This window comes from Alicyclobacillus pomorum DSM 14955 (assembly GCF_000472905.1).
GTDB lineage: Bacteria > Bacillota > Bacilli > Alicyclobacillales > Alicyclobacillaceae > Alicyclobacillus_A > Alicyclobacillus_A pomorum.
Genome location: NZ_AXAR01000019.1, coordinates 24,599 through 50,593 on the forward strand (window position 1 = coordinate 24,599; position 25,995 = coordinate 50,593).

Consider the following 25,995-nt stretch of genomic DNA (forward strand, 5'->3'; position numbering starts at 1 on the left):
CTCTACTCCTCCATATCTTTCGATGTACACAAAATGGTCTTCACGTCCATGGACGCTGAAACACTTGCGACTTTTTCCAAAGTGGTCAGAAATGACTCCAATTCGTCCGGGATCAGTTGGCATAGACAATGCTGGACAACGCGTTTGCGCATGTTCATCACCGCATCGAGTGCCTGCTCACCGGCCTCCGTCAATTCGACGATGACCACGCGACGGTCTTCACGGTCACGTGAACGGCTCACGTAGCCGTGGTTTTCCAGCCTATCCAGCATCACCGTAACCGCACTCGGATTCACCTCCATTTTTTCAGACAGAGAGGACACGGTGCAGTGATCCTGTTCGCGAATGAAATACATCATGAAGCACTGGCCCGGTGTGAGATCCGTTTGTGCGCGCTTGATGAGTTCTGGCCCCAAATTGTGCATGGTCGTGTGTAACGCTCGCTCGAAGCGTTCCGTCCATGCGTCCAGCGGATTGGACATTTCGCATACCTTCTTTGAACGGGACAAAATTTAATGTGTGCAATGTTTTAGTAAATGAACGTTTATACAATATAACCAAAGCGGGTGGAGAGTCAAGAGGGAAATGTGGTCGTGTTCACGACAAGACAGAAAGTGTGAATGCAATACCTATCTTATAAGTTGGAAGATATTCTGAAATTCACGTGCACTGTCGACAGCAGTCGACACATAAGTACATATCCGATGGATTAGAATGTAAGGAATCCAGGTGTCGAGACTGCGTGCACATGTACCCGTCCGGTACATCAGAGTTGGGAGGTGCGCGTTTGAGTACAGTCGTATATTACCTATTTTGTGAGGCGTGCGGAGGGGATACCGCAGCGTATGATCTGGTGACCGTATGCCCATACTGTCACACGAAGAAGCGTATGCGCGTGATTTCAAATTCACAAGAAGAGACGAACGCTTCAAGTATCCAAGCCCAATTGGAAGCTGTACGGGCGAACTGGATGTCCCAAAAGCGCAGATGGAAAAGAGCGTCAAAATCCAAGCGCGGCCTTCGGTGACGGCGGCGAGGCGCAGATGAACAGAACCAGTGGGAAGGTGAGCGAACGCTCACCTTTTTCGATGGAACAGGTTCCCGAACAAAGAACGCCTTGGTTGCGAGATGGCGATTTCAGAAACCGGTTGGTTCTCCCAGATGGCGTTTGCGTTTTGTATCAGTTGGTCCACCACTTGATGTCCGTACTTATCCGCAATGGCACCATACGCCTCGAGGAGACCCGGTGGTCGTAACGAGCAGTCGTGCGCATCGGATGCAATCACGGCTGCTTGACCATTCTCCAGAATGCGCCAAGCCAGCCTTTCCGCCATCCGTGACGGACCACGGCCATGAAAACAGTGCGCCGTGAGTTGCATGATGGCCCCTCTCTCCATCAGCTCATCCACCAGTCCAGGCGATTTTTGGACAGCAATATTCCGCTCCGGGTGGGCGACAATGGGGACCAATTGACGAACAACCAGTTCGTGCATCAGGTCGAGTGCTCGGGTGGAAATCCTGTCACTCCGAAACTCGACAAGTACGTACCTCGTGTTCCCCAGCGTGGGAACTCGATCCGCCAGAATCACTTCCTTTAACGCGGAGGACAAACGGACCTCCGCCCCCGGCGCCATCTCGATGGGCAGAGAACCGTGACTTGCGACGAGACTATAGGCCTCTTCCAGGCTCTCCCGCGTCACCTCAAAATGGGGGCTACAAAAATGCGATGTACAGAATACACGGTCAGTGCCGAGCCTCGAGAACGAGGCCATCAGTTCTTCTGCATCTTCCATCGTGTCCGGGCCATCGTCGATGCCTGGCAGAATGTGCGCATGAATGTCCGTGATCAAGGAAGTCATTCAATCACCTGTAAGGGAAGTAAAAGTTTATGTATAGCCTCATTCATTTTATCAACTCTCCTTATCTACTGCATTCGTGTTTACGCTCAAAACACGTCTTCCGGGAGAAACAAAAAAGCAAGTGCCTCTAAGAGATTCATCGCCGCACAAACATGCGCTGCAAAACTGGGGAAGTATTGTTCAGAAGACGTAAGCCCGTAGTTCGTGCTATTCATCGTCAAGCCGTTATCGGCAGCCTACGTCCCTAAACCTTTAAACTCTGTATTGACATACTCGAAATATGATGAAAAATAGAAGAAGATTCGAATACATACGAAGGACGTCCGAGTGTCGTCCTATTTGCGAGAAAGCGATTTCACTTTTTAACAATGGAGGTAAGGAACGTGAGAGTAGCATACCGGGTATTATCGAAAAAGTTTGTGTCGCGATTAACCGTTGCCAGTCTCCTGGCGGCTTCGGGGGCAGGAGCAACCGGAATCATCAACACGCCTTTGGTTGCGCAAGCGGCGCAAACCCAGGTTGATGCGAACGTCCAAAGTCTTGTTAAGGATTTGAGCACTCTTCGAACGGAATTGGTGGTTACGGGCGGCGCACAAGCTGTACAAGAAGCGCATGTTCGCGCCCAAAGTGTTGACTGGAACAAGGTGATCTTTGGGACGGACCAACCGACCCAACCGAACGCAGCACTTACAGTGAAAATGGTTCGGGACTTCGTCAACCTGGTTTACCAAAGTAACACCACAACCACGGCTTCGGACATCCAGGCATTCATCAGTGATTTGAAACAGGTAAACCCATCTGTTACGAGCAAAGACGTCTACCACCTCTATCAATCTGTCAAAGGGAACTTCCTGACTGGACTTCTAACAGACAACACCGATTCGATGACGACGATTACACAGCGGTCCATCGAAGAAGCCGTTATCGCAAATCCGGTGTTTGTTGACGTATTCTCGAAACTTGGCCTCTCGCCCCAGCAACTGCAAACTTTGAAGACTTCCGTGGTACAAGCGGTGGATCCGGATCTCCACGCCAGCCGCGCCGTGTTTGCGGCCTTCGCTGCTTACGCAGGCAGCTTCGCTGCGACGCCAGGCCCGAGTGCTGTGCCCACCGGCGCATCCGTGCAGTACGCTTTGATTATCAAAGGAACGGCTGGAGTTCCGGGATTAGAAGGTAAGAAGCTGACGAACTTTGATTGGAGCAGCAGCAACACATCCGTTGCCTCCATCAACAGCCACGGTGTCTTGAAAGCGCTGAAGCCCGGCACTGTCACCATTACTGCAAAGGCCCATGGGTATATCGTGACCCGTTTCTCCGTCACAGTAAAGAATACCGATAAAAATCACCGAAATATCTCAGTGAACGGGCTGTACAAGATGACCGTTCCGGCCATTGTGCACAACAACACAACGTATGTGCCGATTTGGTATGTATCGCAGGCGCTCGAATCCCTTGGTTTCACGTACAAATGGGACGGTAGCCATTGGTCGTTAAAGACGCCGAGTTCGATTCATCCAAATCTGTATCATGTCAATCCTGGACGCGGTAGCATGGAAATTTCTCTGAACGGAACTGCCGTGTATCGAGTGAACGGGATTGTAGCGCTGGACAGCGGGCATAAAACGACGTTCATGCCGATTTGGTATGTTATGCAAGTGCTTGACCGGTGTGGCTTTTCAAACAGTTGGGACGGAACAAACTGGAACATTAGCGGACCGCATGCAATTCCCCAACCTCCCAAAATGAACTGGCCCACATTACAGCTTGGGTCCCGTGGCTCGGCCGTAGTACAGCTGCAGAAGGACCTTCATATTCAGGCGGACGGTGTATTCGGTCCCGGGACGTTATCAGCTGTGAAACACTTCCAGGCCACGCACGGTTTAGTTGCTGACGGAGTCGTAGGTCCGGCAACTTGGGCGGCATTGGAGAAATAAGGATGTCATATTGCGCGATGATTTGTCCCTATGTAGTGACTGCTTAGGGTAGGCACAACGTGGTGGAAAGAGGAGGGAATCCCTCCTCTTTCCTTTAAAAAGGATAGGCCTTCCGGAAACACATTGGAAGATGGAGGGGGTCAGTGTATCTAGTACACTGACGGAATGAACTGGAACTTGATTACCAATCAATCTTGTAAGGCACGGGGGCGGTGCGATTCGTGATTTCCCCTTTTTATAAACGCAAAAGGAGACCGACCATGAAAAAGTGGATCATCGGCTCAGCTATAGGGGTAGTTGTGATAGTGAGCGGAGGTGCGTGGTATGCGTACCATACCGTTCAGGAGAAAATTGGGGAACAAGTGGTGACGATATTAAAGGACTCTGCGACTCAAAACGAAATTAACAAGATCACTGCGAATCTTCCACAGAACGTGGACTCCTCCGTAAAGAATGTGGACACCTCGATGCAGACCTCCATATCCAATGCAGTGACAAGGAATAGCTCCATATCAAAGGTAATTACTAGGAATCACTCCATTTCCAATGGAATTCCAAGCGATTTTTCTGGAGTTGGAGGCAGAAATGCTGCCGGTAGAGTTCAAGGCACTGGCTCGGCGAAGTCCACGAGTGGCAACAACGATTCTAACGAATCCATACCGATATTCACCAGCCGTGCGCAGATTATCGCTTACGCTGAAAGCCATTTTACACAGAGCGAGATCCTGCACTATCTGGAACTGTACGAGCGCAGAGGGAGTTTGACGAAGGCAGAGAAGGATGAAATCAAACGGGAAATTCTATCACATTTTACACCCGCAGAGATTCAAGCGATGGCGGCTGCATTGAAGAAGTATCCGTAAAGGAAACACCTTGCAGATGTGTGTCACTAGAACAATATAAGTGCTCCATAGAACGCGCAAATGAAGATCTAAAAAAATGTGCTAATATCCGTTAATATGAGGTCAAAAACATATCACATAAAAGTATAAAAGGGCCAAATCGTAGAAAAGCGGCAACGCAAAGCTTCAGGGGCTATGTGGGAGTTGTATCAGGTCAGAGCTGCTAGACAGAAGCCTATATAGCTTTTATGTGGGAGTAGGGGTGTACTATGAATGTGGTGTGTTTGTGGGTTTTATGTTTGGAATGTTTATCATGGCGATGCTCTTCGTGAGTCGCGACGATGAAAGAATCCAATTCCAAAGGCAATTAAGTCAATAATCAAAGGGGTGTCCAAAAGCCATGGTAAGATGGCTTTTGGACACCCCTTCTAAGTTCGCGCAGAACTCGTTCAATGTTAAGATGTAATTGAATTGCATGTGAGGAGGTACGTATGTCCGATAAGACATTCAACACAGAACATGGACCCAATCAACCAGACAGTACCTCGGCCAGTGACACGATAAACAAAAATAACTCCACGGGGCGTCTAGGGACAAAAGCTCGGTCTGAAAGGCGCCGCAGCCGGAAACGTGTTTGGTTGTATGCCATTTCCGGTCTTTTACTTGCCGGAATTGCGGCTGCAGGCATTGGATACTATGAGGTGCGTCCTCAGCAACACTTTAAGCACAACAACATCCCTGTGCTCGCTACTCCGACGAACGGTTCTTCGGCGGTTCCTCACGACGGGGAATTTAACGTGTTGTTGTTGGGCATTGATGCACGGGCCAAGGATCAAGCTTCCCGTACGGACTCCATCATGATTGTGCACGTGAACCTGAACAAACGAGACTATGAAGCCATCAGCATTCCTCGGGATACCATGGTGTATTTGCCGGGATACGGGAACACGAAGATTACACATGCGAACTACATGGGAGAGCTGAAAGGCGGGTTATCCCAGGGAACGAAGGATGCTATCCAAGCCATCAGTAATCTGACTGGCTTACAGATTAACTACTACGCAGAAACAGATTACTGGGGTCTGCAAGACATCGTAGATACCTTGGGTGGTATCACAGTCGATGTACCGTTTGACGTCAAACTGACACATCCCTGGTACCCTGAGGACAACGGTAAGGTGATTAAGAAGGGCGAGCAGTTCCTGGATGGCAAGATGGTCACGGAACTTGTCCACGAGCGGTATTCGCTGCCCAATGGGGAGTTTGACCGCCAGCGCTTACAGGAAGTCGTGCTGATGGGAATCGCGAAGGAAGTCTTTAAGCCAGCAAATATCCCGCATATCCCGCAGGTCATCCATGAAATGTCAAAGTACCTGGTGACGACGAATCTATCCCAGGAGGATATGCTCAGCTTGGGGCTCGGAGTGAAAGGGTTCCAACCGGATCAGGTGCACTATTATCAGGTTCCTGGACACGCCGCCATGGAAATGGATCCGATTGTCAAACAAAAGCTATACTACTGGATTGCGGACAAGGACAAGCTGTCCTCCATCATTCAGGAACACTTTCTCAATTGAGCGGTTTACCGAACGAGGGCACATTCAAAGCGTCGTGTTTCGTCAAAAAAGGAAGGGGAGAAGATCCCCTTCCTTTAACATGATGCCGTGGTTATTCCACGTCTTCGTAATCCACAATTGCTCCAAGTACCGGCAACCCCAAGTACCTTGTCACGTCTTCCTCGGTTCGCAGACGATTGTCCAGATACTCCAGCAAGAACGCAATACCCACACTCACCATTAATCCCAGGATAAACGCGATGGCAATGTTCAGCTTCTTGTTGGGTTTCACCGGTGAAGGGTTGGAAACCACCTCCGCCGGGTCTACAACCTGTACGTTTTTGACGTCCATGAGCGTCTCGGCCTTGCTCTGGAATACGGAAGCCAGCGCATTGGCAATACGGGCTGCTTCGGCCTGACTACCGTCAACCACTTTCACATCGATGACCTGCGACTGATTCGGTGACGACACAGTAATCATTGCGTCAAGTTGCTTGACGGTATACGGGAGATTCAGGTTGTCAATGACAGCCTGCTCAATGGTTCTGCTCTTAATAATGTTGCTGTATGTCGTTACAAGGGCTTGGTTGGCCATAATGGTCTGATACTGGAGTGACAGATTGCTGTCTGCCTTTTGGTTGACCAAAAGCGTCGTATCGGCCTCGTACTGCGGCTTGAGTACGAAGAACGACAACACGCCGCTGACGATTGCAGCGATGATTGGAATCGAAATGACGAGAATCCACCGCTTGCGTATGATGTTCCAATATTGTCTGAGTTCTAGTTCTTCCATATCGGCACCTCTTCGATGTTACACACTCGCAGGTTCGCCCGAGCTGTAGTAGTTGTAGTAATAGTACTCTCCGGCCACCTTCTTTTCCAACCGATTCAAGACCACACCGAGAATCCTCGCGTTCACCTGTTGGAGCGCCAGAGTCGCCTTCTTGGCATGCGCCCGATTTGTTTTCTTCGCATCTACGACGAACACAACCCCATCGGCACTGCGAGAGATCATTAACCCATCTGCGACAGACAAAATGGGTGGACTGTCCACAATAACTACGTCATATTTTTCTTTGCATGACAGGATGAAGTCGGAGAACATCTTACTTGCCAACATCTCATATGGGTTTGGTGGGATGGGGCCGCTGGGAAGTACCATCAGTCCAGGTGTTTGAGACTCAACAACGCATTCTTCGAATGACCTTTCCTTAATCAGAACAGAAGTCAGTCCATAGAGGTTTGAAACCTGGAACCTCTGATGAACCTGGGGTTTTCTCATATCAGCGTCAATCAAAAGGACGCGCTTACCGGCCTGAGCCGAAACGACAGCGATATTGCAGGCGGTCGCGGTCTTTCCTTCAGACGGTAGAGAACTCGTCACAAGGATGACGCGGACGTCTCCGTCCACACTCGCAAACTGAACATTGGTACGCACTGTCCGATAGGCCTCAGTGATTGGTGAACGTGGATTGGTCTGGGCAATAGGACGCGGGTTTCGGTTGGATAAAGCCATAAAAACACCCTCTTCACACAATGTGGGCACAAGTTGACTTGCTAGAATTCGACGTGAATATACAAAATCCTTTTTCGGTGTTGTAAAAATCCTTTATCGGTATTGTAAAATTTCTCCCTTGAACACGTTAAAGCAGCGTGTAAAATAATATTTGTTTCTGTGCATAAATGGATGTGGTACCATTGGCTTCGAGGGGCGAAATACTTCGACATAAGAACATTAGGACCGGTACATAACGGGCTCATTCGGAGACAAATCTTCGACACAGTCGAGGACAGATGAATCCGATGCTGAGGATGCGATGGTTCAAACTATTACGAGCATTACGCCGTAATAACGGGGAGCGACCCATTGTATTCTTGGTTTCGGTTCTATTTATAGTTGAATACTGATACGGGGTAGTGGGACAAGGGTTATGGAGCAAGCAAAAGTCAATGCAAGGCTGATGGGGTTGTTAGTTGATGTAGTCACAATAGTCCTTGTTTTCGTGCTGATCTATTATGTTTGTTACGCAATCTACGGCCATACGGTGTTCGTGAAAGACACCGCCATGTACTACGAAGCATTGGTGTTGCTTTCGTGGTTATCCGCGTTGTTGTTTGCTGCGGAGTACCCAGTACGCAGACTTACAAGCTTTCGTCAGGACTTATACATCGTTTTACGGGTGAACGCATTAGGACTCCTCATATTTGGCGCTGCATCCTTCATCCTCAAGGCGCACAGCTTGAGTCGCTTGTTCGTCGCGCTTTTTCTGGTGTCCATTGTGCTGTGTATGTCCCTAAATCGCATCGTCGTTCGCTGGATGCTCGCGACGTTACGGGGATCTGGATGGGACTCACGTACACGACTGATTGTTGGCGACGGTTCTCTTGCCAATACGTATCTATCCAAAATCGAAGAATACCCCGGAACCGGAATTCGCGTACTTGGATTCGTGAGGGCTGGGAAACTAGCAAACGGATTGGCTGCGCCGTGTCTAGGTGATATCTCCAACTTTCGGGATATTCTCGCAAAGCACCCTGTAGATGGTGTTGTAGTCGCTTTGCCCATCACGGATCCTCTCGTTCAACAGGTAGTTGACGAGTGTAAACTGCAAGGTGTATCTGTGGAAATCTTGCTGGACGAGTTCTCGTCACTAATTAATTCGAGCCGACTCGTGCACGGAATGGGGGTTCCCCGGCTGTTTATTTCTAGTATTCCTCACACCAATGTTGCATTGGTGTGGAAGAGGCTTACGGACATCGTCATTAGTGCTTTGGCTCTCATTATTTGTCTACCTATCTTCGCTGCTATTGCCATAGCCATCAAGTTAGACGATGGTGGACCTGTGTTTTTTGCGCAAGTGCGCGTTGGCTTGCGGGGAAAGAAGTTCTTCATGTACAAATTTCGGAGCATGTGTGTTGACGCTGAAAAGAAGCGGAAGGAATTGCTTCATTTGAATGAGATGTCCGGGCCTGTGTTCAAGCTGAAGCATGATCCGCGTGTGACACGCGTTGGCAGATTCATTAGACGGACAAGCCTCGATGAGCTTCCACAGCTCTGGAATGTTCTTAAGGGGGAAATGAGCATAGTAGGGCCTCGGCCGCCTCTACCGTACGAGGTGGACGAATACGACTATGCACATCGTAGGCGACTTAGCGTGAAGCCAGGACTCACCTGCCTATGGCAAATTAGTGGACGTAACGATATTGACTTTGATAGATGGATGGACTTGGACATGGCGTACATAGACAATTGGTCGTATTTGAACGACTGGAAGATCATCGTCAAGACGATACCGGCCGTATTCAAGCGGACTGGGGCGAGTTAGGAAGTGAACGTTAACTTCTTTACCGCTCTCGGCTGTGGCACGACGAACACGTTGTTTTGATTGCGATAGGGGTGAGGATACATGATGGTACGTAAGGCAATCATCCCGGCTGCGGGTCTCGGTACGAGATTTTTGCCAGCAACGAAGGCGATGCCGAAGGAAATGTTACCTATAGTAGATAAACCGACGATTCAATACATCGTTGAGGAAGCGGTCGCCTCTGGCATTGAGGACATCATCATTGTTACCGGAAAAGGGAAGCGTTCGATTGAAGATCATTTTGATCGTGCCGTTGAACTTGAAGAATTGCTCGTGGAAAAGGGAAAAACAGATCTTCTGGACGAGATTGAAGCCATCACAAACATGGCGAACATCCACTTTATTAGGCAAAAAAAGCCGTTGGGTTTAGGTCACGCGGTCTGGAGTGCCCGCCGATTCATAGGTGATGAGCCTTTCGCCGTTCTGTTGGGGGACGACATTGTATGCAGTGAAGTTCCCTGCCTTCGTCAACTGCTTACCGTACACGAACGAACTGGAAAGTCTGTTATCGCTGTTCAAAATGTTCCTCTGGAAATGGTTTCTCGCTACGGTATTGTAGATCCAGTAACATTAGGACCGAGACTCTCGGAAGTGCGTGCTTTGGTGGAAAAACCAGATTCGTCAGTTGCCCCGTCAACTCTCGCAATAGCAGGTCGCTACGTTCTATCTCCATTAATCTTTGATTACCTGGAAAATGGTCATATAGGTGTCGGGGGAGAAATCCAACTGACCGATGCACTCAATGAATTAAACAACGTGGAAGGAATCCTGGCATACGAGTTTGAGGGGCGCCGTTATGATGTAGGTGAAAAACTCGGTTTTATACAGGCTACGTTGGAACTTGCGTTGGAAAATCCTAATCTGCGAGAGAGCCTCGAACAATTAATGGAAGGTTTACTAATGAGGGCGGGCGTAAGCTTGTGATGCAGTCATTCCATGCTAATGATGAGCGGGCGAAATACTACAGGGCAGACAGAACGTTTCGGGTCGTTCTGGTGCATGATTACCTGAATCAGTTGGGGGGAGCAGAGAAGGTCGTGGGTGTACTCCATGAGATGTTCCCAGAGGCTCCTGTGTATACCTCCATCGTTGATAGAAATCGTTTATGGTCCAACCTGGCTGACGCCGATATACGGCCCAGCTTCATGCAGCACATACCCTTGATTCGGAAGAAGTTCAAGTGGTTTTTCATGCTCTATCCCTTTGCTTTCAGGATGCTCAGAATCCCCGATTGTGATGTGGTGATATCGTCGAGCAGTGCATATGCGAAGGGCATAAAGCTGCCGAGACGTTCTCGACCTGTTCACATCTGCTACTGCCACACTCCCATGCGTTTTGCATGGAACTTTGAACAATACATTCGGAACGAGACGTCTTCCAAAATCCTTAAGATTCTTGCCCGATGCTTCGTCCCGGTTCTCAAGCAATGGGATAAGGCTACCTCGAAGCAAGTAGACCTGTTTATTGCTAATTCCCGAACGGTGCAGGAGCGGATTAAACGGGTTTATAACCGGGAAGCGATTGTCGTCCATCCGCCGGTTGATTTGCCTGAGCGTCTTGTACGAAATCCTGAACCGTATTTTTTGATTCTGTCACGCCTCGTCTCGTATAAACGGCTGGACTTGGCCGTAGAGGCCTGTACACGTGCAGGGTTGCCGCTGATTGTGATTGGGGACGGCCCAGACAGGGCTAGGTTACAGGCTTTGGCGGGTGATAACGTCAAATTTCTCGGCTTTCAGCCGCAGGATGTCATACTTGAACACCTGGCGCGGTGCAAAGCGCTCATTTTTCCTGGTGAAGAGGATTTTGGAATTACGCCTGTCGAGGCTCACGCGCAAGGACGGCCCGTAGTTGCCTATCGCGCCGGTGGTGCTCTAGATACCGTCATTGAAGGAGTCAATGGGCTGTTCTTCGAAAAGCAGTCACCAGAAGCGTTAATCGAGGCATTAATGAAAGTCGATAGCTATGATTGGGATCCAACGGTCATTAGACAAGCTGCAGAACGGTTTAGCCGGAGCCGGTTTGAAGAAAGAATGAAGCAACTATTATCGAGGGTTGTACTTGAAGGAAGAAAACGAATTGAATCGGTAGCTTTGCCGGCTGACATGCTTGAGAAGGGGATAACACAATGAATGTGCTCGTGATTGGAACAGGTTATGTGGGACTTGTGACCGGCCTTTGCTTTGCAAAGCTCGGGCACAAGGTGACCTGCGTGGACAAAGACTCGGATAAGATTGCGCGACTCCAGCGCGGGCAGGCGCCCATCTATGAACCTGGACTTGAAGGGCTGTTGCAGGAGCAAATAGCCGCAAATATGGTAAAGTTCTCAACGATCATCCCTACACCGAACGATGCCGATATTGCGCTCATCGCAGTGGGGACGCCTGCACTCGCCTCTGGTGAAGCTGACTTGAGCGCGGTGTTTGCCGCAGTGGACGAGCTGGCGCACAAGCTTCCTCGGAGTGCTGTGTTGGGTACAAAAAGTACGGTTCCGGTTGGCACGGCCCTCCGAATCCAGGAGCGACTGAGCGCTGCAGGCCGCACGGACATTTCTGTTGTCTCAGTGCCTGAATTTCTTCGCGAAGGCAGTGCCGTCGAAGACACTTTTCATCCTCATCGCCTCGTGTTTGGTGTGATGGACCAGCGTGGCACAGATGTGCTTTCGGCGCTGCATGAGGGATTGGATGCACCCATCGTGGTCACGGACACGTCAACCGCAGAGATGATCAAGTATGCGTCTAACGCCTTTTTGGCAACAAAGATCTCCTTTATTAATGAGATCGCAAATATTTGTGAGCGGGTAGGGGCTGATGTGTCCAAGGTTGCAACGGGCATGGGTCTCGACCCAAGAATTGGGTCTTCCTTTCTCAGGGCTGGACTAGGCTACGGGGGTTCATGCTTTCCTAAAGACACCCGAGCTTTGGTTAATATCGCGGGCAGCGTACAGTATGACTTCCAACTTTTAAAGGCTGTAGTAGAGGTGAATCAGCGCCAACGGCTGCAACCCATGAATCGACTGCGTGAATGGCTGACACAGTTGCAAGGAAAGGTTGTAGTACTTCTGGGGGTTTCTTTTAAACCAGGGACTGACGATATTCGAGAATCGCCGGCGCTGGAGCTCACGCGTGATCTCAAGAACGCAGGGGCTATCGTACGCCACTGCGATCCGGTCGTGAAGGAATTTTTGGATGACGATGGTCAACCTATCACTGTGACAGACGATCCATTTGAGGCCCTTCAAGGGGCGGACGCTGCTGTCTTGGTCACTGAGTGGCCATTATTCACTAAGCTGGATTGGAACGCTGTAGGGAAGGTTATGAACCAGAAGTTCCTGTTTGATGGACGCAATGTTCTCCAACGAGAAATTGTGGAGTCCGCTGGATTCGTGTTCTCGAACGTTGGGTATAACCCTTCAGTAGCTTATGCCACGATTTAGATGATTTATAAAGTGTAACTGAATTGACGAATGTGAAGCGTTCGCTGCTTGTTTTTGCGTTCATCAAGGGGACAAGGTGCTGAAACTTCCGTGCCTTGGACGAGAATGGAGCTACTCTAGGTATGAAGCTTCTTATTTTGAGAGGTTCTTCGCAATACGTCAATCCACTAGTTTACAATGTTCAGGAAATCGGTTTGGCTAAGGTGCTTGCCAGTCGAGGGTGGAAAGTAAGAATTATTTCGTCTGGCAAGGCGCCTAAGACAGTTGCCCCTATAGATGGGGTAGAATGGGTTGAATGCAAAAGGGTTGGTCTTTCGAAAAACCTGGGTTGGCCCAGTGGTACCTTACGCAAAATTCGGGAGTTTGGCCCTGATATTATCCAGGTCCAAGATATTCTGACACCCTCGACCATACTTGCAGCAGTGGCCAAGGCACAAGCGAATGTTCCGTTGGTTCTATCGATGGGAGAATATCCAAGTGGCAGGATGACCCGCAATTTGGCTCGTGAAGCATTAGCCTCGTTCATGAAACGCAGGTATTCCGCGGTTCTGTGCAAAACGACAACTTCAGCGACATATTGTGAAAAGCTTGGGTTACCTCAAGTGACAGTCTGTCCAGTGGGCATAGACCCCGAAGCCTACGCTCCCGGATCCGAGCGTTCAGAGATGGCGTGGGTTCGGGGGATTCAGGAAAAACGCTCTCGTGGGAAACGTATATTGTGCCATGTCGGCAGACTGGACAAGTTTGACAACATTCCGTTCCTCATGCAGGTCCTGCAACAACTGCCTTCTGAATACGAGATGCTTATTGCGGGAGAACCTCGTGAGTACGGGGCGAATGTTGCTAATCAGTTTGGTGTATCAGAACGAGTTACATTTGTGGGTTCGGTCCCGAATCGAGTGATTGGGACAGTGTTCAACAATTCGTTGGCAACGCTATCCTGTTCTACATTTGAACCCTTTGGTCTTTCGGCGGTCGAAAGCTTGTACTATGGGTGTCCAGTATTTGCACATCCGACCGGCGGCCTTCTCGACATCGTCGCGAATGAACAGAATGGGATTCATATACCCGATAGGGAGCCACGGACATGGGCCCTCGTTATTAGGAAGACAGTTGAAGAGGGTACTCTAGAAACGCTAAGGGCCAATGCTACGAAAAACAGGCATCAGTTAACATGGCCGCACCGAGCATTGGCTTATGAAAGGGTGTATATGAAAGTTTTGCAGATAAGTAGGTCGATGTCATGAGCCGAACGCGTGTCCTGGTTGTCAATCACACCGCCCGACTCGGCGGCGGAGAGCGAGTCTTGCTGACATTTCTGTCCCAGTTGAGCATGACTTCACTTGAGGCCAAGTTAGTCGCACCTGCAGGACCATTGCTTGAAGAGGCAAGGCGGCTAGGAATAGAGTGTTTTCCTCTAATGTCCGAAGAGCTGCGAAGTACCCGAAAAGCTCTCGCCCCAACTGACCTTTTGAAAACTGTTCAGTTGTACCGTACTCTCACAAAAGTGACTAAGGCGTATGCTCCTGACATTTTGTTGTCGAACTCTGTGAAGGCGCACGTCCTCGCCAACTTTGTTTCGCGAAGACTAGGGATTCCATTAGCCATACGACTGCATGATCAGTTAAGTACGTTTTCCACCGTGGCTCAAAAATTAATGATGGGACCACTCCGCCGTGCAAGGCTCGTCAGCTGCGTATCTGAGAGCGTGGCGGACGACGTTCGAAACATAGTCGGCGCGCAGTGCAAGGTCAAGGTTTGTTACAACGGTGTGCCTTTTGATACGGAACCTTGTGAGGCGCATGTGCCGAAGCCGCGGATCGTAGCAGCTGGATGGATGCTTCCGTGGAAGGGATTTGATATTTTCATCCGAGCTATGGAAATCGTAGCGGAATGCACAGACGAATGGGAATTCGTTATTGCTGGTGACGTCGCGAGCGACGTGGCCGAAAGCCTTTCTTACAAAGAACAACTTAGACAAGCTGTTGAGCGGTCAAAGTGGAGGCATCGGTTTATCTTTGCGGGCCCTTATGAGAAGTTACGGGATGTCGTATGTTGCCCCAAGCACACCATATTCGTGTTGCCGTCACAGAGACCCGACCCACTACCTACCGTGGTATTAGAAGCGGGTGCGCTTGGGCTGCCGGTAGTGGCAACCAACCTTGGCGGGTCACGAGAGATGATCTCCAGTGGGCGAACGGGCATCTTGACGGACATGGACCCTCGAGCTATATCGGAAGCAGTTCAATCTTTGGTTATGACACCGGAACGGCGGATGCGCTGCGGTGAGGCACTCCGTGCACATGTGAAAGCACGATTCTCAGTAAAATCGTATGTCGATCAGTTGAACGTGGATATCCTCTCGTGTGTAGCGGGGCTCGACGGAACGTAATTAAAGTTAGAACACGCGACAGAACTGCTTCGTCGTGCACTTAGGCTCCGTTTCTTGGCGGAGGGTGTGCTGTTTTTAGCGGTGGTTTCGTGGCGGGTGGGTACAACTGGAAACTTCGTTTGCATTATAAAACCTAGGAAGCCAGAATGGATTACGCTAGCCCTTGGAATTTGCTTGCGTGTTGTGTTGCCTTCCTCATTAGAGTGTCAGTAATGTTGTAGCACTTTAACCAACCACGTCGCAGTTAGACGTGTTGTAGTAATGGTGATTGGCACCGTGGTGAGAAATGGATATGTTTTGCTTACTTGTGTATGCTGTACTAGGCAACTTTCTCTTTTGGACTCAACATGGTTTCAGTCTACCTACCGATTTACCTTAGAAGTTTAAACTAACTATGTAACGCTTGTAACCTGAGATACTGAAATTCCTAGACAGTTCAAATTTAGGACTGTTGGCTCTATGTGGGTCGGGAATACGTACGAGACAGTATCAAGAAATACAGGCCTTACACAGGCTTTTACGAAGTGAACATCGGTACCACTGAGACCGCGAAAATTAACAAGGATGAAGATGGTATGATCTGGGGGGAGTTACAGTGGAAAGTTGTCAAGCACCTAGAGTTTACGCATGGCCCCGCAGGTTACCGAGCAACAAGTACCCGGAGCTTCTGTATGGTGCTCTATCTAAGCAAGGAGTTGACGTACGTCCGTTGCGTTGGCGAGTTAAAAGTATTTTGCGTGCAGCGGGTGAACGCCATGCAAACAAATGGCTCCATTTTCACTGGGTCGGGTATTCTGGAAGGTCCCTTACGGTGACATGTGCTTATTGGATACTTATTTTTCTTGGAATGACAGCCCTCAAGTTTGGTGGTTTGAGGCTGGCCTGGACCGTACACAATCTAACACCCCATAATAGCCGTTGGCGCAAAATTAACCGTCTAGGCTATTCCCTCTTACTTTCAAGAATGGTTGATGTGGTATTTACACACGCCGAGTGGACTAGAGAGAGATTAGAGCAGGAGTATAAATGGTCTGGTAATACGGTGGTCGTCCCACACGGAAACTATTGCGGCGTATATCCAAACACCATTTCAAAGGCTGCGATCAGAGATAGATATTTGTGCCCTCATGACTCTTTCGTCTTCCTTTTCGTAGGCAGCTTAAGCAACTATAAGGGGCTAGATGTACTCATCGAAAATTTTAAGAAACTGAATGGGGCAGACTTGAGGTTGTGGATTGTGGGTGCGGGAAATGAAACAGTATGTCGTCAGCTTAAGAGTCTTTCTGCTGGGGACCCCCGTATTATGATCGACACGCGTTTTGTACCAGACGACGAACTTGGTTCGCTCCTGAGTGCAGCTGACGTTGTTGTTCTTCCATACAAAGAGATTACGACTTCAGGTTCCCTGGTCCTAGCATTATCCTTCGGAAAGCCTGTTATAGCTCCGGCCGTTGGCTCTATACCTGAGTACGCAGATTCCGATTGCGCCTTCCTTTACGATCCGGACATCAGAGAAGGCCTGATACTAGCTATGAGACAGAGCCTGACTGCTGATTTGCAAGCCATGGGTCATCACGCTGTTAATTTGGCTTCCAAGTGGAGCTGGGACATTGTGGCCCGTAAGTTCGCCGATGTCTTTGTGCATAATTCTTAGTCATCAGCGTCGCGACACGACGTGGTGAAGTTAGGAAGACTCCGCGGGCAGTTCGAGGGAGTGCCGCGTGCTGAATTCGCGTCTAGTGAATGGGTGTTGTATGTCATTGCTGCGTGTAGTCTCAGAGAGACATTGACTTCTTTGCGTACTGTCACGCGTAATGAGTTGTTGGCTACCGTATTTTATTACATTGTGAGAAGAAGGCTGTTAGAGAAAAACTTGGTCTTCCCATTGGTGAAAGACTAATTCTATATACCGGGAGAAATATATACAGAAATGATTGGGCCGACGTACTCGTGACTATGTGCTGACACAATAGTTACGACACGATGTGCCAGCGCTACCTGGAAAATAATTAGACAGCGAGGGGTGTGTTATGAAAATATTGGTCGTAACCCCGGAAGTACCCTATCCACTCAACAATGGAGGCAGGCTGCGTGTCTACCACCTGGTGAGGTGTCTCGTATACAGTGGACATGACGTCACTGTGATAACATACGGATCCGGACCATCCTCTTTGAAATGTGATTGGTTTGGATCAGATAGGGCCTTTCGTCTGGTCCAGGTTCCTAAGCCAAGCAGACTGGTACGCATATTCTCTTTTCTCCGAGCACTTGGAAGTGGTGTGCCTTATCGCTTCGCATTTTATTCAACCGGAGCAATGAGAAAAGCCGTACGGAGACTACTTAACAACGGTCAAGACTTGTGCCTGGTAGAATACCTGGCAATGGTCTGTAACGTTTCTTTCCGTGGCCGTTGCCAATACGTCATTGACACACATAATGTGGAGTACAGACGTGCTGAGCAGGCTTTCTCGAGAAAGCCGTCGTTGTTGGCTCGATTATATGTCGCTCATGTTAAAAGATACGAGGCTAGAAAATTAAATATTGCAGATTGTGTCTTGGCGTGTTCCGAGACGGATGCCGGCTACTTCAAATCGCTGACAACACGCGCACCTATTCACGTTGTACCTAATGGAGTCGATGTACAATTCTATGGTACACGCTACAAAACGGAATCAACTCATAAAACTGTACTGTTTGTTGGAAGTTTGGATTACCGTCCGAATATTGAAGGACTACAATGGTTCATAAACGAAATATGGCCGAAGGTTATGTCTCACTACCCTGAAGCAGAGTTTCATATCGTGGGGAGAAGTCCGAAAGAGGAGGTGACAATGTGGAACATGAGAAGTGGTGTAAAGATTTATGCTGATGTGCCTGATGTACGGGAGTATCTCCAAACAGCATCAATTGTGGTCGTCCCTCTGAAGAGCGGTAGTGGAACACGACTGAAAATATTGGAAGCCATGGCATCAAGGAAGCCAATAATTTCAACTACTATTGGTGCTGAGGGAATCAACTGTACTCACGGGAAGAATATCGTCTTAGCAGATAATAGTGACGCATTTGTGGAGGCAATCCTACGACTATTCGCGGATGCAGAGTATCGAAGCAGAATCGCAGAAGAAGCATGGAGGCTAGTTTCAAAAGAGTATGATTGGCGTAGTGTGGGGGAGGAACTAGACCGTTGTGTTAGGGAAATTGTACGAGCCAGACCAAAGAGTGAATCCAGGTAGGTCAATGGGTTTCAATAGACATTGTTTGATCAAAATACACGTCAAAGGGATACGTTGACTTGGGAGCCTTCAAGTTTCCTTGATTGCCCGGGCGGGGATTTACACAACACTGTTCGCTGAACACATGCCATTGAGCGTATCAATGATTAAAGCAAAAAACGGGGTCGACAGCTATATGGAACGGCATAGGATATTTCTCAGGGTTAAAAGACCGCCTCTCTTCATGCTACGTTGGTTTCCTTGTTTACAGTAATAAGCTTCGGGTCGATTATTTCCTACTTTATCACGTCTGGGCCATATTAACGATCGCGCCCTCTCACCGAAAAGTAACACAATGTAAGAATTCTGATGAATTAGCGACGATGACAATGTAAAGGGTGGGGTGAATACTGTTGTCTAATCCAAAGGTTAATATAATCATAGTTAATTGGAATAACTATCATGATACAATAGAATGTCTTGAATCTCTTAAGTCCATTAGTTACCCGAACTACCACGTTACAGTTGTTGACAACGGATCCGTGAATGACTCGGTAGACAAACTTCTTTCGTATGACCCAGAGTTGGACCTCATTCAGGTAGGTGACAACATCGGATTTGCAGCAGCAAATAATTTGGCGATGGGTATAGCTGTGGAACGCGGCTTTGACTACGTATTATTACTAAATAATGATACTGTCGTTTCACCGGATTTTTTAACTAGGCTGGTGCGTTTCGCTCAATCTAACCCGAATTTTGGCATGTTAAGTAGTAAAATCTATTTTTATCAAGAGTCAAACTTAATATGGTTTGCCGGTGGATACATTAACTGGGCTCGAGGAAAAACATCTCATTATAAGTATGGTCAGAAGGACAGTACATCCACTACCAGTATCGAATTCAGGGAAGTCGATTATGTCACTGGGTGTTGCTTACTTGTTGCCACATCCTTGATCCGCAAGATTGGCCTCTTGCCGGAATGCTATTTTTTGTATTTCGAAGAAACTGAATGGAATCTCCGTGCAACCAGATTAGGTTACAAATCGGCTGTCGTGCACTCGTCGCACATTTGGCACAAAGAGGGTGCATCTCAAGGCGGTAAAGGTAATTTTGTGTTTCAATACTACTTTACTCGGAATAGGCTTCTCTTTATGGCGAGAAATGCTCCTAAAAGGTATATTCCAATATTTATATTATACTTGATATTGGATATAGGGCGTGTATTAACTCGACAGGTATGCACAAGGTCATGGAGTCAACTGGCTGCTACAATATTCGCTCTATGGGATTTTGTGAGCGGTAGAACTGGTAAGAGTGAACGTATCACAATCAAAACTTTAGGTTAAAGGGTTAAACATTGCTAAAGATATTATTCCTATCTCCTGTGGTACGTTTCCTCGAGACAGCGGTGGAAAGCAACGGATCTTGTATTTGTTAAAGACACTAGCAAGGGAGCATGAGGTGTATCTGATTTCATTTTCAGTTGACACAGATAAAGATAAAGATATTTTAAAAGACATACGCAAGGAAGCTCATATGGTTCCTTTTCTGCATAACTATGGTAAATAGAATCTAACCACGCTATGGGGCAACAAAAAGTGGCCACTATTTATCGGATTTGGTGGCCGCGAATATCGGAATCACTGGCCCGCATATTTCCGGAATCGGTCGCCGATTTCGCCGGACTACGCAGCATGCACACAACTCAGGTGAGACGTGCAAGCGAAAGCTCTTGAGCGTTATCTGGAAGAGCAACTCAAGAGTTTAGCGAGACAGACTGTGTTTCCGCAGGAGCTGGTTGTCTGCGACGAGGGGTCTTCGGATGGTATGCTTCGCATCCCGGAGTGTTTCCGTGAGGTATTCCCTTTTCCAGTCCGAGTAATCAAAGATTCGGAACGCAAAGGATACAGCAATAATTTTCTGTGGTACGCGAGCTTTTGTGAGGCTGACTTAATCGCATTTGTAACCAAGATGACGTGTGGTTTGACAAAAAACTCGAGAGCGTCCTGGATGGATTCAGAGCACAATCGGATTTAACGCTAGTTGTTCATAATGCGGTTATTGTCGATGCTCATCCACCGGTACTGACGCTATATCGACAGCATGGTAAATACCAGTGGATCGCAACGTGCCTGATTTGAAACGTGAATTCACACAGGCCCTGAGAGAACGTGGACAACGCTACTAGCACATCAATGCGGTAGTGAGTATCCCGATGATTTCACGCGGTTGGTCAGACTATATGTGTGGCTGGCAGAAATGATGAAACGTCGTGCCCTACTATATGATAAGAGGGGGATAGAACGTTTGTTTAAGGGAAGCTATCGGAGACGCATACACGTGGGGCTTGGTTTGGCAGTGCTTACACGGGACCTCGTTGTAGTGGCTGCTCCAATATTTTTTGAGGGTTAGGTTGTTCACAAGTGAGGAGGAGCGCACGCGACATGAACGCCACGAGACGTGTGTTTTTTAACACCACAGCCCTTACTGCCATGAAACTATTGGGTTTGCTGGTTAGTTTTATAGTGACGCCTTTTACTATCCATGAGTTGGGAATGGCTGATTACGGTCTCTGGGCCATATTGAGTGGAATGGTGAACTACTTTACGTTAGTGGACTTTGGAGCAGGCAGCACGTTTATCACTCAGTTTTCTCTTTTTTATGCAGAGAGTAATCGTCAGGGAATCCGCGAGGTCATGACCTTTGGCATAGTGTTCTATCTGACTCTGGGGCTAATTCTCGTTCCTGTGGCATGGTTTGTGGCGCCCCACTTGACGAACTGGTTTCATGTGGCACCTGTGGAGTCTTCCATGGTCACTCGCGTGTTCTGGTGCACATATGCATACCTATTCGTATCCCAGGCGGTAGGTGGATTTGGTACCTTGCTCAATGCTGCGCAAAAGATGGTATTCACGTCGGTACTGGGATTCGTCAGCCAACTTCTTAATTCTCTAATTTTGATCGTTTCCTTGGTTATGCATTTATCGCTGTATTCATTCGTGATCGCAAATTACGCCTCTCTTGCGGCGAGTACGGTTGCAACTCTCCTAGCCGCTCGGCGGTGCGTGTCTGGTCCGTTGACGTGTCCTCCATGGCGTATTCGACCGGAAATCGTAAAGAAGCTGTTTTCCTTTGGGGCTTGGATGCAAATTAATAATCTGTCGAACCAGGTGAACATGGAGACAGATCGGGTTTTGATAGGAATGGCCGTTAGCGCAGAGGCGACAGGCGTTTACCAGCTGGCTAATAAACTCGCCCTGTTATGTCGCTACTTGCCTCTGAATCTGCTGGGTGCCCTCTTGCCAGCTTTCTCGGACATGGAGGTGCAGGGTGAGAAAAGCAAGATTCGCATGGCCTACGTGGAGGGAAGTCGTTATCTGGCTTTGATGTCCTTTTACGTCGCTGGTTTTACCCTTGCTGCTAGTGCTCCAATCACTGTAGTGTGGCTTGGTAAGTTGCAACCTAGTTTAATTCCCATGTTGGCATTGCTACTTGTATCTTACGTGATCAATAACCTAACGGGTGTAGGGACAACCTTCCTGCGCGCGGTTGCCAAGCCAAGATTAGAAACGTATTATGCTGTTCTCGGCTCCGTACTAAACATTATACTTACGTTGGTCCTTGCTCCGAAATTCGGTATGTGGGGGATTTTGTGGGGAACAGTAATTGGTTCTGCAATTGGATCGGTATATTTCCTGTGGATTTTCAACAAGTCTATTCATGTGTCGTGGTGGGAGGGACTGCTTGCCTGGATTTGGCCAATCGCCGCGACAACGGTAATATCAGGAGCGTTGGTTTATTTGTTTTCGACCTTATCTTTGGGAGCCATAGGTGATAGCCGCTTGGTGGCTGCGGTGGCTACAGTAGGGCTAGGAATAGTATATACGATATCGTTTATTGGGTGTCTCCGGGTATTTCGATGCTTTTCCGAAGAAGACCGAGCTAGGTTCCTTTCTGTCCTACCAGACAGGCTGGTGAGGCCGAGCATAAAGTGGAAATGGGGTCAGTATTGAGAGGAGTGTTCCCGTGAGGATCACATTTGTTCTTCCAGGGTTCAGTGGCCATCCCATTGGTGGGTTCAAAATTGTGTACGAATATGCTTCCCGCCTTCAAGCGAGGGGTCATCAGGTCACCGTCGTGCATCCAAGGCGACTGGAGAAGGGGAACTTTGGTGTCGTTGATCAAATAAAGAGAATACTTTGGCCACTTAAATTTAGATTAAAATACGGGGGACGGGTCCCTTGGCTCGAGGTTCACAGAGGGGTCAGACTTTTACTGATACCGGACCTTGATGAGACACTCGTTCCAGATGGTGATGCGATTTTTGCTACTGCCTGGCAAACAGCTCCCCCGGTGATGCGTTTGCCGCGTACAAAAGGGGCTAAGTTCTATCTGATTCAGCATTATGAAACCTGGGCCGGACCAAAGGACAAAGTAGACGCGACTTGGAGAATGCCGTTTCACAAGATTGTGATCGCTAAGTGGTTGTACGATCTTGGAGTTAGGTTTGGCGAAACCTCCAGAATGACTTATATACCTAACGCGTTGGACTTCGATGTGTTTCATGTCACGTTGCCGATTCATCAACGAGACAGGTTTCATGTAGCCATGCTTTATCATGAAGCTGAATGGAAGGGATCTCACGATGGAATTACCGCGTTGACTGCGGTGAAACACAACATCCCACAACTACGGGCTACGCTGTTCGGTGTCCCGGAAAGGGGCTCCAACATTCCGGAATGGGTTGAATACGTCCGCGAGCCCTCTCGTGAGCAATTGGTACAAATTTATAATCATGCTTCAGTATTTTTGCAGCCAAGTTGGACCGAAGGATGGGGGTTGACGGGGGCTGAGGCGATGGCGTGCGGGTGTGCACTGGTCTCAACAGAGAACCAAGGCGTCATGGACTTCGCTGAACACGAGAAAACAGCGCTTCTGTCTCCCGTAAGGAATCCACAAGCTCTAGCCGACAGTCTAACACGTCTGTTGGCAGACGACGAACTGAGGAGGGAGATAGCTTATGCCGGAAACCGACGGATTCGCGAGTTCACGTGGGACCGCGCGGTTGATAGCTTGGAAAACGTCTTGAAGAGAGAATGTTGAGTAGTAGTGCTGCTTTCATACCATCTGCAATCGATAACACAGAAAGTATCTCCATGCTGCTTGACTTCATGTGTACGTAATTACTTGTCACTGCAGAAGAGGTCTTTGCAAATACGTTTCTGTAAAGACTGAGGTTGAGCAAGTCGTGCCTTTTATGGATCAGTGCCACGATGTTTACTCTCGACCTTCATGTGGATTTAAAAAATAACTGTGTCACGAGGGGAACATGTCATGGAGACTATACACGGGCGTATAACAAGGATGTTTTTTGGCATTCTTATAGTAATGTTGAGTGTTAATGATACCGTACTACAAGTTCATGTTCATCATTCCGATTTATTGGACTTGATCAGCTGCGTTTTTATGCTTGTCATTTGGTTATCAGAAACTAAATTATCATCATGGAAAAAATCACATACTTACTGTTTGGTGTGGTTGGCTGTTGCATTGGTGGTAGCGTGGAGTCTAATTGTGTTCGTTCATAGTCCCAATCACTATGATGCAGTTAAGGACATATTTAGTATCAGTCTTGTTTTCTTGGTTTCGCTTGAGGTTATACCGAGCATATTTTCCTTTTCATCGTTTGTAGATTTCTTTAATAAGGTGTTGCTGATTATTATTACGCTGGCGGTATTATTCGGACAATACAATCACCGCAGATTTTTGGGGTACGAAAATCTGGGGATTTCTGTGACAAGATTTTCAGGGCTGTTTTATCATCCCAACTTAGCTGGCTTATATGCGGCTATGTTGGGTATCTCTGCATTGCTATTGTTTGCGCAGAGGCACCGTCTACGTATATTTGTCTCGCTTGCGATTTCTGTTTGTATACTATATTTAACCCATGACCGTACGGCACAAATTTGCTTTCTCTTCTATGCTGCAGGTCAGTTCGCTTGGACTGTTTATTGTAGGATTAAATCTAAGGTTTTACGGTGGACATTGTCGACAGAATTCATCATGGCACTTCTTATTTTAGTATTATTGGCAGTTGATTATTTGAAAACGCACACTTCGTTTTATGAGTTAAATTATCTCTTATCGGGGCGCTTAAGCATCTGGAATTTAGTTCTAAGCAACATGAACGACAGGCTTTTTGGAGACGGCCTATTCCTTCCAGGACAAAACCAAATATTTGACATGCAAACCACAGGATATGGAATTGATGGACTGTATGTAGATATAATTTATCAAGAAGGGATAATCGGACTAGGTGTTTGGTTGTTGTTGTTCTTCGTATTGCTAGTTGTGGCCGCATTCCACCGTAATAAATTCAAAGTATATGGGGTTTTATTTCTGTTAACGGCGTTGGTGCATTCCATAACTGAGACACATTTTGCGATTTGGATGAATGTGTTCACAATCTTTGTTTTAGGAACTATTTCTTTTTTTGTTCGGTATGGTAATGAATGGGATAAAGAAACTGAACACTGGAAAATAAAGCGTGACGATAAAACCTATGGAGCTACAAAAGTGGATACCGCAATATCTACCTAGCCTAGGACCTTCTGAGCGGCCGAAAGGCTCAGTATCGACAAAGATCTTGGTCATTCATCGCAAAATCTTCTGCATCGATATTTCGGTGTCTTTGCAGTCTAATTGGACCTTGGGATGGGGGTGACGGGCGCTAAAGTTATGGCGTGTCTTTATGAACTGGTCTCAACGGAGGACCTAGACGGCATAGACTCCACTGAACACGAGACAACAGCTCTTCTGTCCCCCGAAAGGAATTCGAGAACTCTGGCCGATAGTCTAAGGCGTCTATTAGCAGATGACGAACTCAGGAGGGAGATGGCGCACGCACGAAACCAACGGATTCATGAGTCACGCGGACCATGTGGTTGACGGCTTAGAAAGCGCTGTGAGGAGTAAAGGTTGAGTAGTAGTGAGACTTTATGTTATCTGCAATCAAAGACACACAAGGCACCGCAGATTTCATGAGTGAAGTCCATATCATTGTGTAAAAAAGGCTCGGTGTCGTAAGTAGCAAAATGAGCCATTTCGTCCCTCTTCGGTAGAATGGAATTTGGCCGAACCCATTCACGAGGAGGAGAACGAACAATGGCTCTTTATCAGATTAACCTAGATGACGCGCTTTTGCACGGGCTCTTTCAACAAGACGGGGGTGTAGCCCGACTTCTTGAACAGGTTTTGAACCAGATCTTGCAAGCTCAAGTCGCGGAGCAGATTCAAGCCGCTCCATACGAGAGAACCGAAGAACGCCAGGGCTATCGCAATGGTACCTACCCGCATACCCTGACCACTCGCGTGGGTCGCTTGACACTACGGGTTCCTC

At 48.1% G+C, this 25,995-nt stretch carries 21 protein-coding genes; 17 read left to right on the forward strand and 4 right to left on the reverse strand.

Annotated elements, in window-relative coordinates:
• Positions 1-2 precede the first annotated feature (2 nt).
• A complete protein-coding gene (locus YWK_RS0115575; protein ID WP_026965529.1) occupies positions 3-482 on the reverse strand; it encodes a MarR family winged helix-turn-helix transcriptional regulator in 480 nt (159 codons plus the stop codon).
• Positions 483-1,076: 594 nt separating this feature from the next.
• Positions 1,077-1,859, reverse strand: coding sequence for a tyrosine-protein phosphatase (locus YWK_RS0115580; RefSeq protein ID WP_026965530.1), 783 nt, complete (start codon positions 1,857-1,859; stop codon positions 1,077-1,079).
• 383 nt (positions 1,860-2,242) lie between these two features.
• Here YWK_RS0115580 and YWK_RS0115585 point away from each other — a divergent pair, with 383 nt between their 5' ends.
• The 3 genes from YWK_RS0115585 to YWK_RS0115595 all read left to right on the forward strand — a co-directional run bounded on the left by YWK_RS0115585 (position 2,243) and on the right by YWK_RS0115595 (position 6,212).
• Positions 2,243-3,793, forward strand: a complete 1,551-nt coding sequence (locus YWK_RS0115585; RefSeq protein ID WP_026965531.1) for a peptidoglycan-binding protein — start codon at positions 2,243-2,245, stop codon at positions 3,791-3,793.
• Positions 3,794-4,053: 260 nt separating this feature from the next.
• Positions 4,054-4,656: a hypothetical protein gene (locus YWK_RS0115590; RefSeq protein ID WP_026965532.1), complete on the forward strand. Its 603-nt coding sequence runs from the start codon at positions 4,054-4,056 to the stop codon at positions 4,654-4,656.
• A 470-nt stretch (positions 4,657-5,126) separates the two neighbouring features.
• Positions 5,127-6,212 (forward strand): LCP family protein, encoded by a 1,086-nt coding sequence (locus tag YWK_RS0115595; protein ID WP_051375663.1) that lies wholly within the window; start codon positions 5,127-5,129, stop codon positions 6,210-6,212.
• Between the two features lie 91 nt (positions 6,213-6,303).
• Here YWK_RS0115595 and YWK_RS0115600 read toward each other — a convergent pair whose 3' ends face one another.
• Together YWK_RS0115600 and YWK_RS0115605 are read right to left on the reverse strand one after the other, a co-directional pair.
• Positions 6,304-6,984, reverse strand: coding sequence for a YveK family protein (locus YWK_RS0115600; protein WP_026965534.1), 681 nt, complete (start codon positions 6,982-6,984; stop codon positions 6,304-6,306).
• 18 nt (positions 6,985-7,002) lie between these two features.
• Positions 7,003-7,707: a CpsD/CapB family tyrosine-protein kinase gene (locus YWK_RS0115605; protein WP_026965535.1), complete on the reverse strand. Its 705-nt coding sequence runs from the start codon at positions 7,705-7,707 to the stop codon at positions 7,003-7,005.
• Between the two features lie 415 nt (positions 7,708-8,122).
• Here YWK_RS0115605 and YWK_RS0115610 point away from each other — a divergent pair, with 415 nt between their 5' ends.
• From YWK_RS0115610 to YWK_RS0115680, 14 genes are all read left to right on the forward strand, one after another.
• Positions 8,123-9,517, forward strand: coding sequence for a sugar transferase (locus YWK_RS0115610; RefSeq protein ID WP_026965536.1), 1,395 nt, complete (start codon positions 8,123-8,125; stop codon positions 9,515-9,517).
• 81 nt (positions 9,518-9,598) lie between these two features.
• Entirely contained in the window at positions 9,599-10,480 is an 882-nt protein-coding gene (gene galU / locus YWK_RS0115615; RefSeq protein WP_026965537.1) for a UTP--glucose-1-phosphate uridylyltransferase GalU, read from the forward strand.
• Positions 10,480-11,688, forward strand: coding sequence for a glycosyltransferase (locus YWK_RS20250; protein ID WP_084453775.1), 1,209 nt, complete (start codon positions 10,480-10,482; stop codon positions 11,686-11,688). The genes galU and YWK_RS20250 overlap by 1 nt, the downstream gene beginning before the upstream one ends.
• Positions 11,685-12,992: a UDP-glucose dehydrogenase family protein gene (locus YWK_RS0115625; protein WP_026965538.1), complete on the forward strand. Its 1,308-nt coding sequence runs from the start codon at positions 11,685-11,687 to the stop codon at positions 12,990-12,992. Before YWK_RS20250 ends, YWK_RS0115625 begins: the two co-directional genes overlap by 4 nt.
• Positions 12,993-13,114: 122 nt before the next feature.
• Entirely contained in the window at positions 13,115-14,239 is a 1,125-nt protein-coding gene (locus YWK_RS0115630) for a glycosyltransferase family 4 protein (RefSeq protein ID WP_026965539.1), read from the forward strand.
• Positions 14,236-15,384 (forward strand): glycosyltransferase family 4 protein, encoded by a 1,149-nt coding sequence (locus YWK_RS0115635; RefSeq protein WP_026965540.1) that lies wholly within the window; start codon positions 14,236-14,238, stop codon positions 15,382-15,384. Before YWK_RS0115630 ends, YWK_RS0115635 begins: the two co-directional genes overlap by 4 nt.
• A 973-nt stretch (positions 15,385-16,357) precedes the next feature.
• Positions 16,358-17,038, forward strand: coding sequence for a glycosyltransferase (locus YWK_RS0115645; protein ID WP_342664254.1), 681 nt, complete (start codon positions 16,358-16,360; stop codon positions 17,036-17,038).
• Between the two features lie 376 nt (positions 17,039-17,414).
• A complete protein-coding gene (locus YWK_RS21590; RefSeq protein WP_084453771.1) occupies positions 17,415-18,617 on the forward strand; it encodes a glycosyltransferase family 4 protein in 1,203 nt (400 codons plus the stop codon).
• Positions 18,618-19,009: 392 nt separating this feature from the next.
• Entirely contained in the window at positions 19,010-19,942 is a 933-nt protein-coding gene (locus YWK_RS20255) for a glycosyltransferase family 2 protein (protein WP_051375665.1), read from the forward strand.
• Positions 19,943-20,312: 370 nt separating this feature from the next.
• Positions 20,313-20,633 carry a glycosyltransferase gene (locus YWK_RS22910; protein WP_026965544.1) on the forward strand — a complete coding sequence of 107 codons (321 nt, stop codon included), beginning with the start codon at positions 20,313-20,315 and terminating at the stop codon, positions 20,631-20,633.
• Between the two features lie 407 nt (positions 20,634-21,040).
• Positions 21,041-22,609: an oligosaccharide flippase family protein gene (locus tag YWK_RS0115665; protein ID WP_026965545.1), complete on the forward strand. Its 1,569-nt coding sequence runs from the start codon at positions 21,041-21,043 to the stop codon at positions 22,607-22,609.
• A 13-nt stretch (positions 22,610-22,622) separates the two neighbouring features.
• A complete protein-coding gene (locus YWK_RS20260; protein WP_051375666.1) occupies positions 22,623-23,699 on the forward strand; it encodes a glycosyltransferase family 4 protein in 1,077 nt (358 codons plus the stop codon).
• A 231-nt stretch (positions 23,700-23,930) separates the two neighbouring features.
• Positions 23,931-25,196, forward strand: a complete 1,266-nt coding sequence (locus tag YWK_RS0115675) for a hypothetical protein (RefSeq protein ID WP_026965546.1) — start codon at positions 23,931-23,933, stop codon at positions 25,194-25,196.
• Positions 25,197-25,760: 564 nt separating this feature from the next.
• A partial coding sequence (locus tag YWK_RS0115680) for a transposase (protein WP_026965547.1) occupies positions 25,761-25,995 on the forward strand: 235 nt, incomplete at its 3' end.

Bases quoted from the DNA above. Each gene is read 5' to 3' on its own strand.
- YWK_RS0115575 (WP_026965529.1), bottom strand. From the start codon at position 482: ATGTCCAATCCGCTGGACGCATGGACGGAACGCTTCGAGCGAGCGTTA.
- YWK_RS0115580 (WP_026965530.1), bottom strand. From the start codon at position 1,859: ATGACTTCCTTGATCACGGACATTCATGCGCACATTCTGCCAGGCATC.
- YWK_RS0115590 (WP_026965532.1), top strand. From the start codon at position 4,054: ATGAAAAAGTGGATCATCGGCTCAGCTATAGGGGTAGTTGTGATAGTG.
- YWK_RS0115595 (WP_051375663.1), top strand. From the start codon at position 5,127: ATGTCCGATAAGACATTCAACACAGAACATGGACCCAATCAACCAGAC.
- YWK_RS0115600 (WP_026965534.1), bottom strand. From the start codon at position 6,984: ATGGAAGAACTAGAACTCAGACAATATTGGAACATCATACGCAAGCGG.
- YWK_RS0115605 (WP_026965535.1), bottom strand. From the start codon at position 7,707: ATGGCTTTATCCAACCGAAACCCGCGTCCTATTGCCCAGACCAATCCA.
- YWK_RS0115610 (WP_026965536.1), top strand. From the start codon at position 8,123: ATGGAGCAAGCAAAAGTCAATGCAAGGCTGATGGGGTTGTTAGTTGAT.
- galU (WP_026965537.1), top strand. From the start codon at position 9,599: ATGATGGTACGTAAGGCAATCATCCCGGCTGCGGGTCTCGGTACGAGA.
- YWK_RS20250 (WP_084453775.1), top strand. From the start codon at position 10,480: ATGCAGTCATTCCATGCTAATGATGAGCGGGCGAAATACTACAGGGCA.
- YWK_RS0115625 (WP_026965538.1), top strand. From the start codon at position 11,685: ATGAATGTGCTCGTGATTGGAACAGGTTATGTGGGACTTGTGACCGGC.
- YWK_RS0115630 (WP_026965539.1), top strand. From the start codon at position 13,115: ATGAAGCTTCTTATTTTGAGAGGTTCTTCGCAATACGTCAATCCACTA.
- YWK_RS0115635 (WP_026965540.1), top strand. From the start codon at position 14,236: ATGAGCCGAACGCGTGTCCTGGTTGTCAATCACACCGCCCGACTCGGC.
- YWK_RS21590 (WP_084453771.1), top strand. From the start codon at position 17,415: ATGAAAATATTGGTCGTAACCCCGGAAGTACCCTATCCACTCAACAAT.
- YWK_RS0115665 (WP_026965545.1), top strand. From the start codon at position 21,041: ATGAACGCCACGAGACGTGTGTTTTTTAACACCACAGCCCTTACTGCC.
- YWK_RS0115675 (WP_026965546.1), top strand. From the start codon at position 23,931: ATGGAGACTATACACGGGCGTATAACAAGGATGTTTTTTGGCATTCTT.